This window comes from Aquirufa sp. (assembly GCF_044342065.1).
Taxonomy (GTDB): domain Bacteria; phylum Bacteroidota; class Bacteroidia; order Cytophagales; family Spirosomataceae; genus Aquirufa.
In genome coordinates this window covers 1-14131 of the sequence record NZ_JBIIQN010000040.1, presented here as the reverse complement: position 1 = coordinate 14131, position 14131 = coordinate 1, and the positions used below count along the sequence as shown (strand labels likewise).

Here is a 14131-nt window from a genome sequence, read left to right as displayed (position 1 = left end):
TTTCGGATTTTTAATGTATTTGATGGAAAGTTGGTTAAATATGTATCCGGCATCGATCGTGATGCCCTAAGGGGCTGGGGTGCATTTGATAGTTCTCCAATCAAAGTTGACGATTATTATTTTTGGCCTGGAGAGAATGGAATGTTATATAAATTCCGTTTAATCGGTGATAAATTTGAATTGCATTCTAAATTAATTTACCGAGCAAAGTCGAGGAGCGCGTCAAGTTTAGGGGTTGAATCGAGCATGGCCGTTTATAAAAATTATGGCTATTGGGGCGATAACCAAGGTAATTTGATTTGCGTAAATTTAAATACCTTAAAACCGATTTGGTATTTTGATAACGTAGACGATTCGGATGCATCGATTGTCATCGAGGAAGAAAATGGGGTACCCTTTTTGTACGTTGGCTGTGAAGTAGATAAGCAAGGAAACTCAGGATTTTCATATTTGCGGAAAATTAATGGCCTAAATGGCCAATCGGTTTGGTTGAATAAGGTACCCGCGCATTCGATTGATGTAAATGAAAAGACCTTTAATGGAGGACTCTTATCGACTCCTTTATTAGGGAAACATCAAGCTAAAGATTTGATCTATTTCAGTATTTCCCAACCGGGTAAAAGTAATGCGGGGGAATTATTGGCCTTAGATAAAAAGACAGGAAATGTGAAATTTCAGACCAAATTGCAAGCGTATTCTTGGTCTTCTCCGGTGGGCTTTTATACGAAAAGCGGGGAACCTTTCGTTGTCATTGGTGATGTTGTTGGGAATTTATACCTGATTGATGGCTTGACGGGGGAGAAAATGTTTTATAAAAATTTAGGTGGTAACTTTGAGGCTAGCCCAGCGGTCATGGGGGATCAAATGGTTTTAGGTTCCCGAGGAAACAAGATTTATAAGTTTAAAATATTATAAATGAAGCTATTAAATTTCATACTGATTGGTTTTTGGTGCATTGGGAGTTTCTCTTTAAGGGCACAAGAGGTGTTGCCAATTACCAATTTGGAAAACACCTACAATTTCTTGCTTCACAAACCAGAGAATAAGGAGAATCAAATTAAACCTGTGATCCTATTCCTTCATGGACGAAGTCTTTCCGGAAATAACCTGAACAAGGTGAAGCAGTACGGGATTATTGATGATATTGTTCACCGAGGTAGACATGTTGACGCCTTTGTTATTGCGCCACAAGTACCTTATGGCCAATCTTGGTCACCCCCTAAATTGAAGACCATTCTGGATTATGTGCATGCGAATTACCCAACAGATAAGTGTCGCGTTTATGTAGTCGGGATGAGTTTAGGTGGATATGGTACGATGGATTTTGCGGGAACCTACCCAGATGAGGTAACTGCGGCTATGGCAATGTGCGGAGGAGGTAATGTGAAAATGGCTGAATCTTTGGCAAAAGTCCCACTTTGGATTATGCACGGGAAGAAAGATGCTGCCGTACCACATTCTGAATCAGAGAAAGTGTATAATGCTATTCAAAATTGTTGTGAATCCAATTTGACCCGTTTTTCAAGTTTTCCTGATTATGGGCATGGCGAATTCGCTCGTGTATTTTACGCGAAGCAAATGTATGATTGGCTTTATCAGTTTGAGAAAGACGAAGTGTCTACAGATAAATTGATGGATATCGAAATTTTTGATAAGCATTTGAAACACGTTTATGCAGATAATAAACCTAAATCGGTTAAATCTCAAGTCAAAAAGGATACGGTTAGTTTGGCTAAAACTGCGTTGAAAAAGGATTCCTCAACGGTAAAACTGGTTGTGGCAAAGCAAGAATCAGAAAAGACCAAGAAAACGGTTGTTGCCAAGGATTCTTCTGTAGTAAAGTATGTAGTTAGTAAAAAAGATGCTGAGCTTGCCAAAAAGTCAAGTGTTGAAAAAGCCAAGAAGGATAAGAAAGCCGATGCTACTAAAAAAAGCAAGCAGTCACTCCCATCGGAAATCAAAGTTGATAAGGGAGATACCTATTACAGTATTGCCAAAAAATACCAGATAAAAATAAAGGATTTGCTTAAGTATAATAAATTAACTGAACAGGACCTTTTAAAGGAAGGTGCAAAAATTAAAATCCCTAAACGTTAATTAATATACGATGAAAAGATTATTCCTATTGATTTTGTTTCTCCTTACATTTACGTGTTTTGGAGCTTCCCCTGGAAACGTAGAAAAATATCGAAAGTTTGTCGATTCAGTTGCACTTCGATATCAAATTCCAGCTAATTTAATTTTTGGAGTGGGCATTTGTGAATCAGGCTTTGGTCTTTCTAAGCATGGAAAAAGATTGAATAACTATTTTGGTATTCGCGGGAAATATTCGAAAATCCACAAAACAACCTATCGATATTATGCAAAGCCTGAAGATAGCATTGTGGCATTTTGTGAATTAGTAGCTCGAAAAAAGTTTTATGAAAAGTTAAAAGGCAATACGGATCCAATGGTCTGGGTCAAAGCTTTAGCAAATGCCAAATATGCAAAAAATGGCAAAATTTGGACTAAATTAGTAAAGAAGGCAATTGCATCGATCAAGTAGTTTAATGAAATCAAATAAGTGGTATTTAGTTTGGGCAGGACTCTGTTTTATGGGCGTCGTTTCCCTTTTGTATGTTTATCGTTATTCACCCGTTACATTAACTATTGCCGGAATTGAATTAAAGAAAATAGGTAATCCTGATTTAAGTTCGGAGGACTTAGCAAAATCGATTGAACTTGATACCATTCAAACTTTACGCAAGGACGTTGTTTCTTCCATTGATTCAGCTAAAGCGAAGGTAAATACGCAAGTTGATTCAAACGCTGTAGAGCTTGCTTCCTATTCACCTGCTCCTATTGTGGCCGATAGTGCTGTCAACGATTCCACACATCATCGTGTATTGCTATTAGGTGATTCTGAAGCTGGAGGAATCAAAAATATACTGAATGATTATTGTCGAAGTAATGGGCATAAGTTAGTTGCAACTATTGAATGGTATTCTGCAACGTCTTTAAATTTTGCAAAAGGAGATACGATTTCAAAAATTATTGCTCGGTACAAGCCTACCTATATTTTTGTTTTGTTTGGATTAAATGAAGTCTTAGCTCGTGATGGGGCGAATCGAAGAGCATTGGCAAAGCAATTTCATAAGCGTTTGAGAAAAGTGCCCTATGCATGGATTGGGCCCACGAATTGGGGACAAGACTATGTGGTTACCGATGCATTTCGTGCTGCTGCCGATTCTGCAGCTTTTTTCTCTTCCAAATCCCTGGTTCTTCCAAAATCTACCGATGGCCGACATCCATCACTGGCTGGTTATCGAATTTGGATGGCAAACATTGCGAATTGGTTACAAACATCGGCTCGATGGAAAATGAAAATGGCAAGCCCAACTCGCGCAGGTTACCCTAGAAAATTTAGAACAATTATATTGAATGCTGCAGAATATAGAGGTTATTGAGTATTTGAAAGGGATTCCTTTTGAACAAATGATACGGGATTTATTCTTGTATTCAACCAAGGAACCCTGGTTTTTTACCGAGTTTTCATTTTTGTTGGTTTTCGGTATTTTCGTTTTTTTCTACGCCCTGGTTTTCGATTGGAATATCATTCGCAAGTGCTACCTCGTTGCCTTTAGTTTGTTTTTCTACTACAAATCGAGTGGGCCTTTTTTGGCCTTATTTATTACCCAAGTCACTTGCGACTATGCTTTCGCGCAATGGATACAAAAAACCCATGCGAGGTCTAAAAAGCTTTTAGGTTTCATTTCTATTTTATTTAGCCTTTCGTTTTTGATGTATTTCAAGTATGCGAATTTCTTCATTGATAATACCAATGCCCTTTTATTGACCCATTTTGAGTTGGTAGATTTATTTTTACCCATTGGTATTTCATTTTATACTTTTCAGTCAATTTCCTATTTAGTGGACGTATATCGTGGGGAAATTAAAGCATCATCAAATTTTTTAGATTATGCTTTTTATATGACCTTTTTTCCTCATTTGGTCGCTGGCCCTATTGTTCGTGCCAGTGATTTTTTAGGGCAAGTTAATCATCCCGCCAGGCCTAATGCCTTGGTATTTAAGGAGAGCTTTGTTCGGATTATGCTTGGCTTGATTAAAAAACTATTCATTGCGGATTACTTAGCAAAATACGTTGATATGGTTTTTGCTAGTCCATCGTTTTACTCTGGTGGCGAGAATTTGTTAGGCGTAATAGCCTATACTTTTCAAATCTATTTTGATTTTTCAGGGTACTCTGACATAGCTATTGGTTTAGCTTTATTAGTGGGTTATCGCCTTAAAGAAAACTTTGACAATCCATATAATGCGACCAACATTACCGTTTTTTGGCGAAAATGGCATATTTCACTTTCTTCTTGGTTGCGCGATTATGTCTATATCCCATTGGGGGGGAATCGGAAAGGGGAGTTTAATACCTATTTGTTTTTATTGATAACGATGTTAGTTGGGGGATTTTGGCATGGTGCCAGTTGGAAATTTGTATTCTGGGGTTTTGCGCATGGTATTGCTTTGGGTTTTCATAAGTTGATTAAACATCGTCTTCCTGATAATATGCTGATGAATGGTTTGGGCTGGTTAAGCACTTTTTCATTTGTCTCTTTCTGTTGGATATTTTTTAGATCAAGTGATTTCAATTCAGCCATCGAAATTATTCAGCGGATAGGGAATCATACCTTAATGAATGATTTTTTAGGATTCTGGTATTCGCGTTTTGAAGTTTCATTACTTTTGATTGGGGTTTTTGCCATAGTATTGATACCACAAGGTCTTAAAAAATGGTGTATTGAAAGCTTATACTTAATCCCTGCATTCTTTTGGATCTTTTTTTTATTAATTGCTTTACAGGTAATCATTCAATTTAAGGACGAGGTTGTCCAACCATTTATCTATTTTCAATTTTGAGGAAGGTGCTTTTTTTCTTGCTTGTTACTTTCCATGTTTTAGGACAGGTTGATTCTACTATTGTTTGTATACCTTGTAACCAGATTGTTGAAGATCAAGCATTTACTCAATTAAAAAATACCTGGAATCAGCGACCCATAAAAATTGTTCATGTAGGTGATTCCCATATTCAAATCGGACATTTTGCGAAGCAGATTAGGGACCTTTTGGGGCAAAATGGTACTTTACGAGGCTCTGGCATTACCTTTCCTTATTCATTAGCTAAGAGCATCGATGGACCATGGGTTAAGTCAAAAGCATCTGGTGTTTGGGTCGGTGATAATCTTCTATCCTCAAAGCCCAAACTTGATATTGGCTTAACGGGATTTGCCGTTAAAACCGTTGATTCGACCGCATTTATATCGTTTCAATTGCGGGATTCCGCACCTCGATTCAATGAAATTCGGGTTTGGTATATTGCTGATAGTCTTTCCTTTACGCCTGATTTAGGAAGTAATTTCACCTTAAAGGAAGTGGTACATTCCGGGGGTCGAATGGGTATTGCACATTTTGTCAGTAAATCCACATTTTCTCAATTTGATTTAAAACTTATTAGAAAAGATTCTATTGCACGTGAATTTCAGCTGCATGGAGTGGAGTTCGTGAATTCAAAGGAAAATCTTGAATATCATGCTTTGGGAGTTTCAGGGGCACAGTTTATTCATTTAATTCAGCATACTAAACTTTGGCAAGAACAATTGAAATTGTTAAATCCTGATTTACTTATTTTCTCATATGGGACGAATGAAGCCTATAATGGGAATTTTGATTCCAAAAATTTCACAAAACAAGTTTCAAAATTTTTTGATGCGATTAGGGAAATTGTTCCTAATGTCGCAATCGTAGTCACTAGTCCTCCCGACACCCGAAGTCGAGAGCGAATTCCACCCAAACAAGTTGAAATTGTCGAATCTCTAAGTCAATTAAAGAGTTCATTTTATGATTTAAATAAAGTCATGGGTGGCTTTGGTTCCTTTCAAACCTGGTTTGACCAAAATTATTTTTTGAAAGATAAATTACATCTCAATAAAGATGGTTATCAATTACAAGCCAAGTTATTTATGCTGGCTTTACTTGGTCAACTAAAACCTCAGTGGGATTTAGGCCCCATTGAATCTTTTGTATCTGATCGTGTCAAATTACTCTACAGAAAAGCCGCCGTCTCGGATAGCGCTCAGAAGGATACCATTGTTATTCGTCCCCAAGAGAAAATTATCAAAAAAGTAAAATTCCATCAGGTCAAAAAAGGCGATACTTTTTACAGCATTGCCGCACGTTATCATGTGCGTGTGGAAGCACTTATTGAACAAAATCGACGCCATAAATCAAAAACCCTACAAATTGGAGACCGGATTAGGATTAAATAAATATTTCTTATATTTAAATTTAAACCTATTCAAACATGTCAGTTTCAAGAAGAAAATTCCTAGGTCAATCCGTCCTTTCCTTAGCGGCATTTAGTATTGTGCCACGCCACGTGCTCGGAAAAGGCTTTCTGGCCCCCTCAGACCAACTCACCAAAGCAATCATCGGTACTGGCGGCATGGGCCGTGGCCACATTCCTTATGCCGGGACAAGAGTTGTTGCCCTGTGCGATGTTGATAAGAAAAACCTACAACTCGGGTTAGATAAAGTGGAGAAAGGCGTGAAAGCATTCTCCGACTACCGAGAAATGATCCAACTCCCTGAAGTCGATATCGTTCACGTCGCTACCCCGCCGCATTGGCATGGAATCATGGCCGCAGATGCAGCTAGAGCAGGTAAAGATGTTTGGTGTGAAAAACCAATGACCCGGACGATTGGAGAAGGACAAAGATTAAAGGAAGCAGTCCAACAGCATGGTCGGATTTTCCGCTTAAATACGTGGTTCCGTTTTGAAAGTAATTTCTACGGATTGAATTGCCCGGTGAAACCGATGAAGAAATTAGTCGATTCCGGACTGCTCGGTTGGCCATTGAAATTTACCGTCAGTAAACACACCGGTTTCGACTGGAAATTCTATTGGGTAGGTAAGACTGATTTGACTCCACAACCCGTTCCCCCTGAATTAGACTACGACGCTTGGCTCGGACCAGCGCCATACAAACCTTACAACGTTCACCGCACCCACCAAACTTTCCGTGGTTACTGGGATTATGATGGTGGCGCGCTAGGTGATATGGGTCAGCACTACATGGATCCTATTCAATATATGCTCGGAAAAGACAACGAAAGTCCAGTTTATGTAGAGGTAGACGCTCCTGTGCAAGATAAAGACGCCGTCGGAATCTTCAATCGCATAACCTATACTTATGCCGACGGATGTCAAATCGTTCTGGATGGCGAGGCCAAAGATGAAAAAGTAGCCTACATCGAAGGCCCCAAAGGAAAATTATACCGCAATTTCAAGTCAGACATCCCAGATTTGGAACGTAAATTAGCTGAGTTTCCAGAACCACCAGCCCAACAAATAGATTTCGTAGATTCGGTAAAAAATAGAACGCAATTTGCCTTGAATGAGGAAAATGGACATCGGTCGTGTACACTCATCAACATGGGTTTAATCGCGATGCGTTTACACCGCAATCTTAAATTTGACTCCGTTAAACAAGAATTTATCGGCGATCCAGAAGCAAATAGTCTCATTAATCAGCCGATGCGCGCACCTTATATCCTCTAAACGACATGAAATATTTACTATTAGTATTGATTAGTTGGCAAACCCTCGCGCAATCTTCCCGTGAGCAACAACTTTTAAACCGTACCCAAGGAGCCACTCCAGCTCTAAAAGCGGCAGCATATGCGAGCAAAGGTATATACGAACCTACGCAGGCGACGGAAGCTTTCATCTTAGCCAACGCAAAAAACACGGCCGAGTTAAAAGCGTTTTTGCGCCCAGATCTGCCGGAGGCAACGCAATGTGAGTTAATCGGTTTAATTGCCAAACAAGATGAAAATATCCTAATCGCACAATATCCAACTGCGAAACCACAGGTTACCGCATTTATTTTAAAGCAATTGTTGGCTAAGCCGCGCACTAACATCAACATTAAAACCTGGGATGCTGCGCATCAAAAAGCATTTGTTCGAGCGGTGGGAATTTACAAAGCCGCTTGGGCCTTGCCACTTATCCAAAATTCGAATTTCAAAACGGAACAGATTATTTCTCAATTGCAGGTTCAAGGGGCCAAAGGACTTCCAGCTGTTTGGGATATGTTAAAATCGAATCTAGTTGATGCACAAAAAATAGCTGACTTGACGACCACCTTAGCGGCAAATGATTTCTTAAAAGCTAAACTCAGTGCTTACGAACAGGCTTCAACAGCACAAAAAACAGTTTTGTTGACCTACGGAAGTGATCGCCAGTGGCCAGAAGTAAAATCCTTAGTTTGGCGAGCCGTGCAGTCCAATCATCCAGAGCGTGCTGCAGGATTTGATGCATTAACCTATTGGGTTGAATTGAACGATTTTGATCTGATTGCAGAGAAATTGTCCCTAGCGCAGTTGCCTAGTGAAATCAAGGCCATACAAAATTGTATGACGAAATTGATCAAGCAGGATGGAACGCGCAATAGTAAAATTACGTCCTTTGCTTTAGCTGCTAGCCAGAAATCAAATTGGGTTCCTTTTGTTCAAGAAGTAGCGAATTTGGACTGGTTATATGCACTGGGAAAGAAAGATGAAGAGGCATTGCGTGCTTTTGTTCGGATTAATGGACGTGCATATGCGAATGTAGACCAACAAGTTTTACGTTACCGCAATGCACTGGATTTAACCCAAAACATGGATACCCGCGAGCAGATTTACAGGGGATTGGCTAAATGTAATTCGTTATCAGCCATGCGGACGCTGTATTTAGGATTGAAGGAACCTAATAGTAAGCAAATAGCAGTGGATGGTTTGGCGGCACTTTATGTGGCAAATCCGGCATTTCAAGGTCAAATGACTAAAGAATGGACACTTGAAAACCAGTGGCAAATTTCTGACGCTGCTATTCGTGACCAAGTCATGAAAAGCAATCCAGGTCGCGGATTTTACACAATGTACAATGGTACCGACTTGCGCGGTTGGAAAGGTCTAGTCGACAATCCAGTTAAACGCCGTAAGACTTCGGCAGACACGTTGGCGATGAAGCAAATCAAAGCCGATTCGATCATGCGCAAAGGCTGGTTGGCGCAAGGAGAGGAACTTCACTTCACTGGCCATGGCGATAATTTATGTTCGGTTAAAGATTACCAAGATTTTGAGTTAACCATCGACTGGAAGATCGAAAAAGAAGGTGATGCAGGACTTTATCTACGTGGTTCACCACAAGTTCAGATTTGGGATACAGCGTTAACGCGTGTGGGCGCACAAGTAGGTTCAGGAGGTTTGTACAACAATCAAATTAATCCGAAGAATCCACTGAAAGTGGCCGATAATCCCGTAGGGGAATGGAATACATTTCGTGTGATTATGCGCGGAGAACGCGTAACCGTTTATTTGAATGGCGAGTTAGTCGTGGACAATGTGATTTTGGAAAACTACTGGGATCGTAAAATTCCAATTTTCATCAAGGATGCCATTGAATTACAAGCGCATGGAAATCACATTGTGTATCGAAACATTTATGTGAAGGAATTGACTCCGCAGCCTGCGTATACTCCCGAGGAGGTTGGTTTTGAGCCACTTTTCGATGGTTCTTCGCTGTTTAATTGGACCGGAAATACGACGGATTATTACCCGGTCAACGGCGAATTAGTGGTGGATCCGAAACGTGGAGGCAAAGGAAATTTGTACACCAAAAAAGAATACGGCGATTTTCACATGAAGTTTGATTTTCAGTTGACACCTGGCGCCAATAACGGCTTAGGTATCCGTACACCACTTGAAGGTGACGCTGCCTACGTCGGGATGGAATTACAGATTTTGGATAATACATCTCCCATTTATGCCAAATTGCAACCTTATCAATACCATGGTTCTGTCTATGGCATCATTCCAGCTAAGCAAGGTTTCTTAAAACCAGTAGGCGAATGGAATGAGCAGGAAGTGATTGCAGAGGGAAATCGTATTAAGGTTATTCTAAATGGAGAAGTTATTACCGATGGCGACATTGTTCAGGCCATTAAAGATGGAACGCCGGATCACAAAGAACATCCAGGTTTGTTGAACAAAACAGGCCATATTGGGTTTTTAGGTCATGGGTCTCCGTTGAAATTTCGGAACATTCGAATTAAAGAAATCATTAAAAAGAAAAAATAAGTCATGGCAATCACATTGACGATTAATCGAAAAAAAGTAAGCTTGGACATTGATTCCAATACCCCGCTTTTGTGGGCTTTGCGTGATCATGTGGGGCTTTTAGGGACCAAGTATGGTTGTGGTATCGCACAATGCGGTGCTTGTACAGTTTGGGTGAATGGGGAAGCTACACGTTCATGTGTTTTACCTATTTCTGCTGTGGCAAATACACAGATTACCACAATTGAGGGCTTAGATCCTGCAGGAAAACATCCGATTCAAGAGGCTTGGGACGAATTAGATGTAGCGCAATGTGGCTATTGCCAAGCGGGTCAAATCATGACCGCCGCAGCCTTATTGAAGAAAAATCCGCATCCCTCGAAACAAGAAATTGTTGACGGCATGGCCGGAAATATTTGTCGGTGCGGCACCTACCACCGCATCCAAGAAGCAGTCGCATTAGCCTCTAAAAAAGTCAAGAAATGAAAACGACACGTAGAAATTTTATCCAACAAACGGCACTCTTTACGAGTGTGTTTACCCTCGGATTTGATTGGTTTGAATCCAAGGGAGCTACGATGGCGATTGCCAATGAGCCAGGTCGATTCAATGCGTTTTTAAGCATTGATGCCGCTGGTAAAATTCGCTTGTATTCGCCAAATCCAGAGATTGGTCAAGGGATTAAAACTGCTTTTCCAGTCGTTGTGGCTGAGGAGCTAGATGTGGATTGGAAGCAGGTTGAGGTTTTGCAAGCCAATTTAGATACCCAAAATTTTGAACGCCAATTAACCGGTGGTTCAGGTGCGTTAAAGCATTCTTGGGAGCGGTTGCGTAAGGCTGGTGCCAGTGTTCGCCAGATGATGGTTCAAGCGGCAGCTAATCAATGGAAAGTAGATGCAAGTGTTTGCAAAACATCCAAAGGATTTGTGTTAGGTCCCACTGGACAGAAAGCCTCCTATGGATCATTAGCTGCGGAAGCCGCAAAATTACCAGTTCCGTCGACCGTTACGTTTAAAGATCGTAAAGATTATAAGATCATTGGAACGCGCGTTCGCGGCGTAGATAATAAAGATATTGTTACTGGCAAGCCAGTTTTTGGAATAGATGTTCGCAAGCCAGGCATGGTAATTGCGCAGATCGTTCGTCCGCCTTTTGGGGCGACTTTGAAATCTTTCTCCGCGGATGATGTGAAGAAAATGCCGGGTATAATTGACGTTGTTTCCTTTAAAAATAAGGTAGCTATCGTGGGTACAAGTACCTACGAAATCATGCAGGCGCGTCAGAATTTGACATGTTCGTATGGATCAGATACGCCTTTGGAAGGAAATGATACACATCAAGCGTGGTTTGATGCTGGCATGAAGACGGATAAGGCAACGGTCCAGCGGAAAGATGGGGATTTTGCGAAAGCCATTTCAGAAGCAGCCAAAGTCATTGAGGCAACCTATGAGTGTCCATTTATTGCGCACAGCCCGATGGAGCCGATGAACTTTTTCGCGGATGTGAAACCGGGTTCGGTTATTTTGGCTGGTCCTACGCAGGTTCCACAGCCTGCTCAAAAAGCAGTTGCGACCTTGTTAGGCGTTCCTGAAAATACCGTTCAAGTTGAATTGACTAAAATGGGCGGTGGCTTCGGCCGGCGCTTGAATAATGACTTCGCACTAGAAGCTGCTGAATTATCGAGCATCATTAAAAAGCCCGTGCTTGTTATGTGGACGCGTGAAGATGACATGGGTGGTGGAATTTACCGACCAGCTGTTCGGTACCATTTCAAAGCAGGTATCGATGCCAAAGGAAATATTACCTCATTTTATCTACGCGGCGTTGGTTTGAATGCCGGTAATTCGACCCGTCAAGACAACTTCCCGGTGGGGGCAATTGACCATGTTTTAATCGAATCAGTAGATCAAAAATCTGCGGTAACAACGGGTCCATGGCGTGCGCCAATTACCAATTTCTTGGGTTTTGCAGAGCAAGCATTTCTCGATGAGGTGGCAGAAGCTGCTGGAAAAGATCCGATTCAAATGCGTTTGGATTTATTAGCTCGTGTGAAAACGAACCCGGTAGGAAAAATCACCTATGAGGCTGACCGCTTTGCCGAAGTAATTAAGCAAGTGGCAGAAAAGTCTCAATGGAAGAAAAAGCCCGGTGTACACCAAGGATTTAGTGTGTATTACTCGCATTTCTCTTACGTGGCACAAGTAGCAGAGGTACAAGTTAAAAATGGAAAACCGCAAGTGACGCACGTAACTGCTGTAACGGATTGTGGCGAGGTTATTAATTTAAGCGGCTCGGAGAATCAAGTGAAAGGTGCAATCATCGATGGCATGGGTCATGCGATGTTTGCGAAATTGAATTTCCAAGCGGGGGTAACCAGTCCAACGAATTTCAATGCATACCGCATGATTCGAGGAAATGAAATTCCGAAAATTGATGCATATTTTGTGGATAATGGCATAAGCCCAACGGGATTGGGAGAGCCGGCATTGCCACCGACAGGTGGGTCGATCGCCAATGCGATTTATGCAGCAACCAAAAAACGTTTTTATAAACAACCATTCTATTGATGGCCATTCCCAAAGTTCAATACCTAGATAACTTGCGCGTGACAGCTACTTTAGCTGTTTTGTTTATTCACATCTCAGCAAATATTGTATTGAACTTTGGGAATACACCAGACGCAGCCTTTTTGTTTGTCTATTTTTATAATAAGGGATTTCGGTATGCTGTTCCTATTTTCGTCATGCTAACAGGTGCCCTTTTACTTCCACGCGAAGAGGAAATGACATCTTTTTTCAAAAAGAGCTTTATAAGGATTGGTCTACCATTTTTGTTTTACAATATGGTCACTATAATCTTTAACTGGCAAGTTAGGCTCGGTGGTCATTCGGTACGTCCTTCATGGGTTTTAAAACAATATTTCAATGGGGCCTCCTACCATTTTTGGTATATATATATGATTTTAGGACTTTATTTGTTTATACCCGTAATTGGGGCTTGGGTGAGAAAAGCAAAAGAAAGCCACATTCAATTTTTTTTGAGTATGTGGCTTTTAACCATTTTGTTCGATAATCCACATTTCCCGGGTCTGAGTTTACCTGTCAAATTGCCTTATTTTACGGGTTTTTTGGGGTATTTAGTCTTAGGCTATTATTTGTCTAGACGGTCAGTTTCTAAATCATTGGGTTGGATTTTGTTCTTAGTAGGTACCATTTGGACGTTGGGCGGGGCTTATTTACAATCGCTAGTGAACGAAAATTTGAATAGCTTACTAGACGCAAATTTTTCACCAAGTGTCGTATTGTCTGCTGCAGGTATATTTATTTTATTTAAAATTTACGATTTTACAGTACCAGGAACACTTGGTTTACGGGATTGGATAAGTTCAAATAGTTATGGGATTTATTTAATTCATGTACTCGTTTTATTTTACTTGGCAAAAATCAAAATATATGGAGCAATGTGGCATCCAAGTATCGGAATACCACTAACGGCTTTTGTATGCTTGCTTGTGTCTGGTTCCATAGTCTGGATCATAAGAAGAATACCCTTTGGTAAATATATCGCGGGTTAGATTTATTTAGTAACTTTGAAACTTAATAGTTCAAAATCATGAAATTCATCCAGGTCGTTTGTCTGTTGTTTATATCGAGTGTATGTGTTTATGCACAAAAAATTAGCTCATCAACCATTGCCTCGGGAGGAGTAACGCAGCAGATTAATGGCAAGTATTATTCCCATGTGATTGGGCAGTCAAGTGTTGTTGCAGGTACAAGTGTTCAAGGGGGGCTTACCATGCGTCAAGGCTTTAAGCAGCCAAACTTAATCGCTAAGAGTATCCAAAATTCAGGTTTGAAGATTCAAGTTGCTATCGAGAATCCCATTACTTTCACGGTGTTTCCTAATCCATTTCGCGATAAATTACGAATTGAGTTCTCCGCTGAGAGTACCACGCCTACCTACGTTGCGATATATGATA

General features: G+C 40.6%; 12 protein-coding genes. All 12 read left to right on the top strand.

Features of this window, described 5'->3' with window-relative positions:
- On the top strand, positions 1 to 915 hold a 915-nt coding region (locus ACIQZ2_RS10835), incomplete at its 5' end, for a hypothetical protein (protein WP_395768873.1).
- Entirely contained in the window at positions 916 to 2097 is a 1182-nt protein-coding gene (locus ACIQZ2_RS10830; protein ID WP_395768872.1) for a LysM peptidoglycan-binding domain-containing protein, read from the top strand.
- A gap of 10 nt (positions 2098 to 2107) precedes the next feature.
- A complete protein-coding gene (locus ACIQZ2_RS10825; protein WP_395768871.1) occupies positions 2108 to 2545 on the top strand; it encodes a glucosaminidase domain-containing protein in 438 nt (145 codons plus the stop codon).
- A 4-nt stretch (positions 2546 to 2549) separates the two neighbouring features.
- A complete protein-coding gene (locus tag ACIQZ2_RS10820) occupies positions 2550 to 3446 on the top strand; it encodes a hypothetical protein (RefSeq protein ID WP_395768870.1) in 897 nt (298 codons plus the stop codon).
- Positions 3421 to 4911: an MBOAT family O-acyltransferase gene (locus ACIQZ2_RS10815; protein WP_395768869.1), complete on the top strand. Its 1491-nt coding sequence runs from the start codon at positions 3421 to 3423 to the stop codon at positions 4909 to 4911. Before ACIQZ2_RS10820 ends, ACIQZ2_RS10815 begins: the two co-directional genes overlap by 26 nt.
- A 17-nt stretch (positions 4912 to 4928) precedes the next feature.
- Positions 4929 to 6317, top strand: coding sequence for a LysM peptidoglycan-binding domain-containing protein (locus ACIQZ2_RS10810; protein ID WP_395768868.1), 1389 nt, complete (start codon positions 4929 to 4931; stop codon positions 6315 to 6317).
- A 35-nt stretch (positions 6318 to 6352) separates the two neighbouring features.
- On the top strand, positions 6353 to 7609 hold the full coding sequence (locus tag ACIQZ2_RS10805) for a Gfo/Idh/MocA family oxidoreductase (RefSeq protein WP_377981969.1): 1257 nt from the start codon (positions 6353 to 6355) through the stop codon (positions 7607 to 7609).
- A gap of 5 nt (positions 7610 to 7614) precedes the next feature.
- Entirely contained in the window at positions 7615 to 10173 is a 2559-nt protein-coding gene (locus tag ACIQZ2_RS10800) for a DUF1080 domain-containing protein (protein ID WP_395768867.1), read from the top strand.
- A gap of 3 nt (positions 10174 to 10176) precedes the next feature.
- Complete coding sequence (locus tag ACIQZ2_RS10795; RefSeq protein WP_395768866.1) at positions 10177 to 10638, top strand: (2Fe-2S)-binding protein; 462 nt, start codon at positions 10177 to 10179, stop codon at positions 10636 to 10638.
- Positions 10635 to 12719, top strand: a complete 2085-nt coding sequence (locus ACIQZ2_RS10790) for a molybdopterin cofactor-binding domain-containing protein (RefSeq protein WP_395768865.1) — start codon at positions 10635 to 10637, stop codon at positions 12717 to 12719. The genes ACIQZ2_RS10795 and ACIQZ2_RS10790 overlap by 4 nt, the downstream gene beginning before the upstream one ends.
- Positions 12719 to 13726: an acyltransferase gene (locus ACIQZ2_RS10785; RefSeq protein ID WP_395768864.1), complete on the top strand. Its 1008-nt coding sequence runs from the start codon at positions 12719 to 12721 to the stop codon at positions 13724 to 13726. The genes ACIQZ2_RS10790 and ACIQZ2_RS10785 overlap by 1 nt, the downstream gene beginning before the upstream one ends.
- A 38-nt stretch (positions 13727 to 13764) precedes the next feature.
- Positions 13765 to 14131, top strand: a 367-nt coding sequence (locus tag ACIQZ2_RS10780) for a hypothetical protein (RefSeq protein WP_395768863.1), incomplete at its 3' end; no start/stop codon positions are given.

Bases quoted from the DNA above. Each gene is read 5' to 3' on its own strand.
- ACIQZ2_RS10830 (WP_395768872.1), top strand. From the start codon at position 916: ATGAAGCTATTAAATTTCATACTGATTGGTTTTTGGTGCATTGGGAGT.
- ACIQZ2_RS10825 (WP_395768871.1), top strand. From the start codon at position 2,108: ATGAAAAGATTATTCCTATTGATTTTGTTTCTCCTTACATTTACGTGT.
- ACIQZ2_RS10820 (WP_395768870.1), top strand. From the start codon at position 2,550: ATGAAATCAAATAAGTGGTATTTAGTTTGGGCAGGACTCTGTTTTATG.
- ACIQZ2_RS10815 (WP_395768869.1), top strand. From the start codon at position 3,421: ATGCTGCAGAATATAGAGGTTATTGAGTATTTGAAAGGGATTCCTTTT.
- ACIQZ2_RS10805 (WP_377981969.1), top strand. From the start codon at position 6,353: ATGTCAGTTTCAAGAAGAAAATTCCTAGGTCAATCCGTCCTTTCCTTA.
- ACIQZ2_RS10800 (WP_395768867.1), top strand. From the start codon at position 7,615: ATGAAATATTTACTATTAGTATTGATTAGTTGGCAAACCCTCGCGCAA.
- ACIQZ2_RS10795 (WP_395768866.1), top strand. From the start codon at position 10,177: ATGGCAATCACATTGACGATTAATCGAAAAAAAGTAAGCTTGGACATT.
- ACIQZ2_RS10790 (WP_395768865.1), top strand. From the start codon at position 10,635: ATGAAAACGACACGTAGAAATTTTATCCAACAAACGGCACTCTTTACG.
- ACIQZ2_RS10785 (WP_395768864.1), top strand. From the start codon at position 12,719: ATGGCCATTCCCAAAGTTCAATACCTAGATAACTTGCGCGTGACAGCT.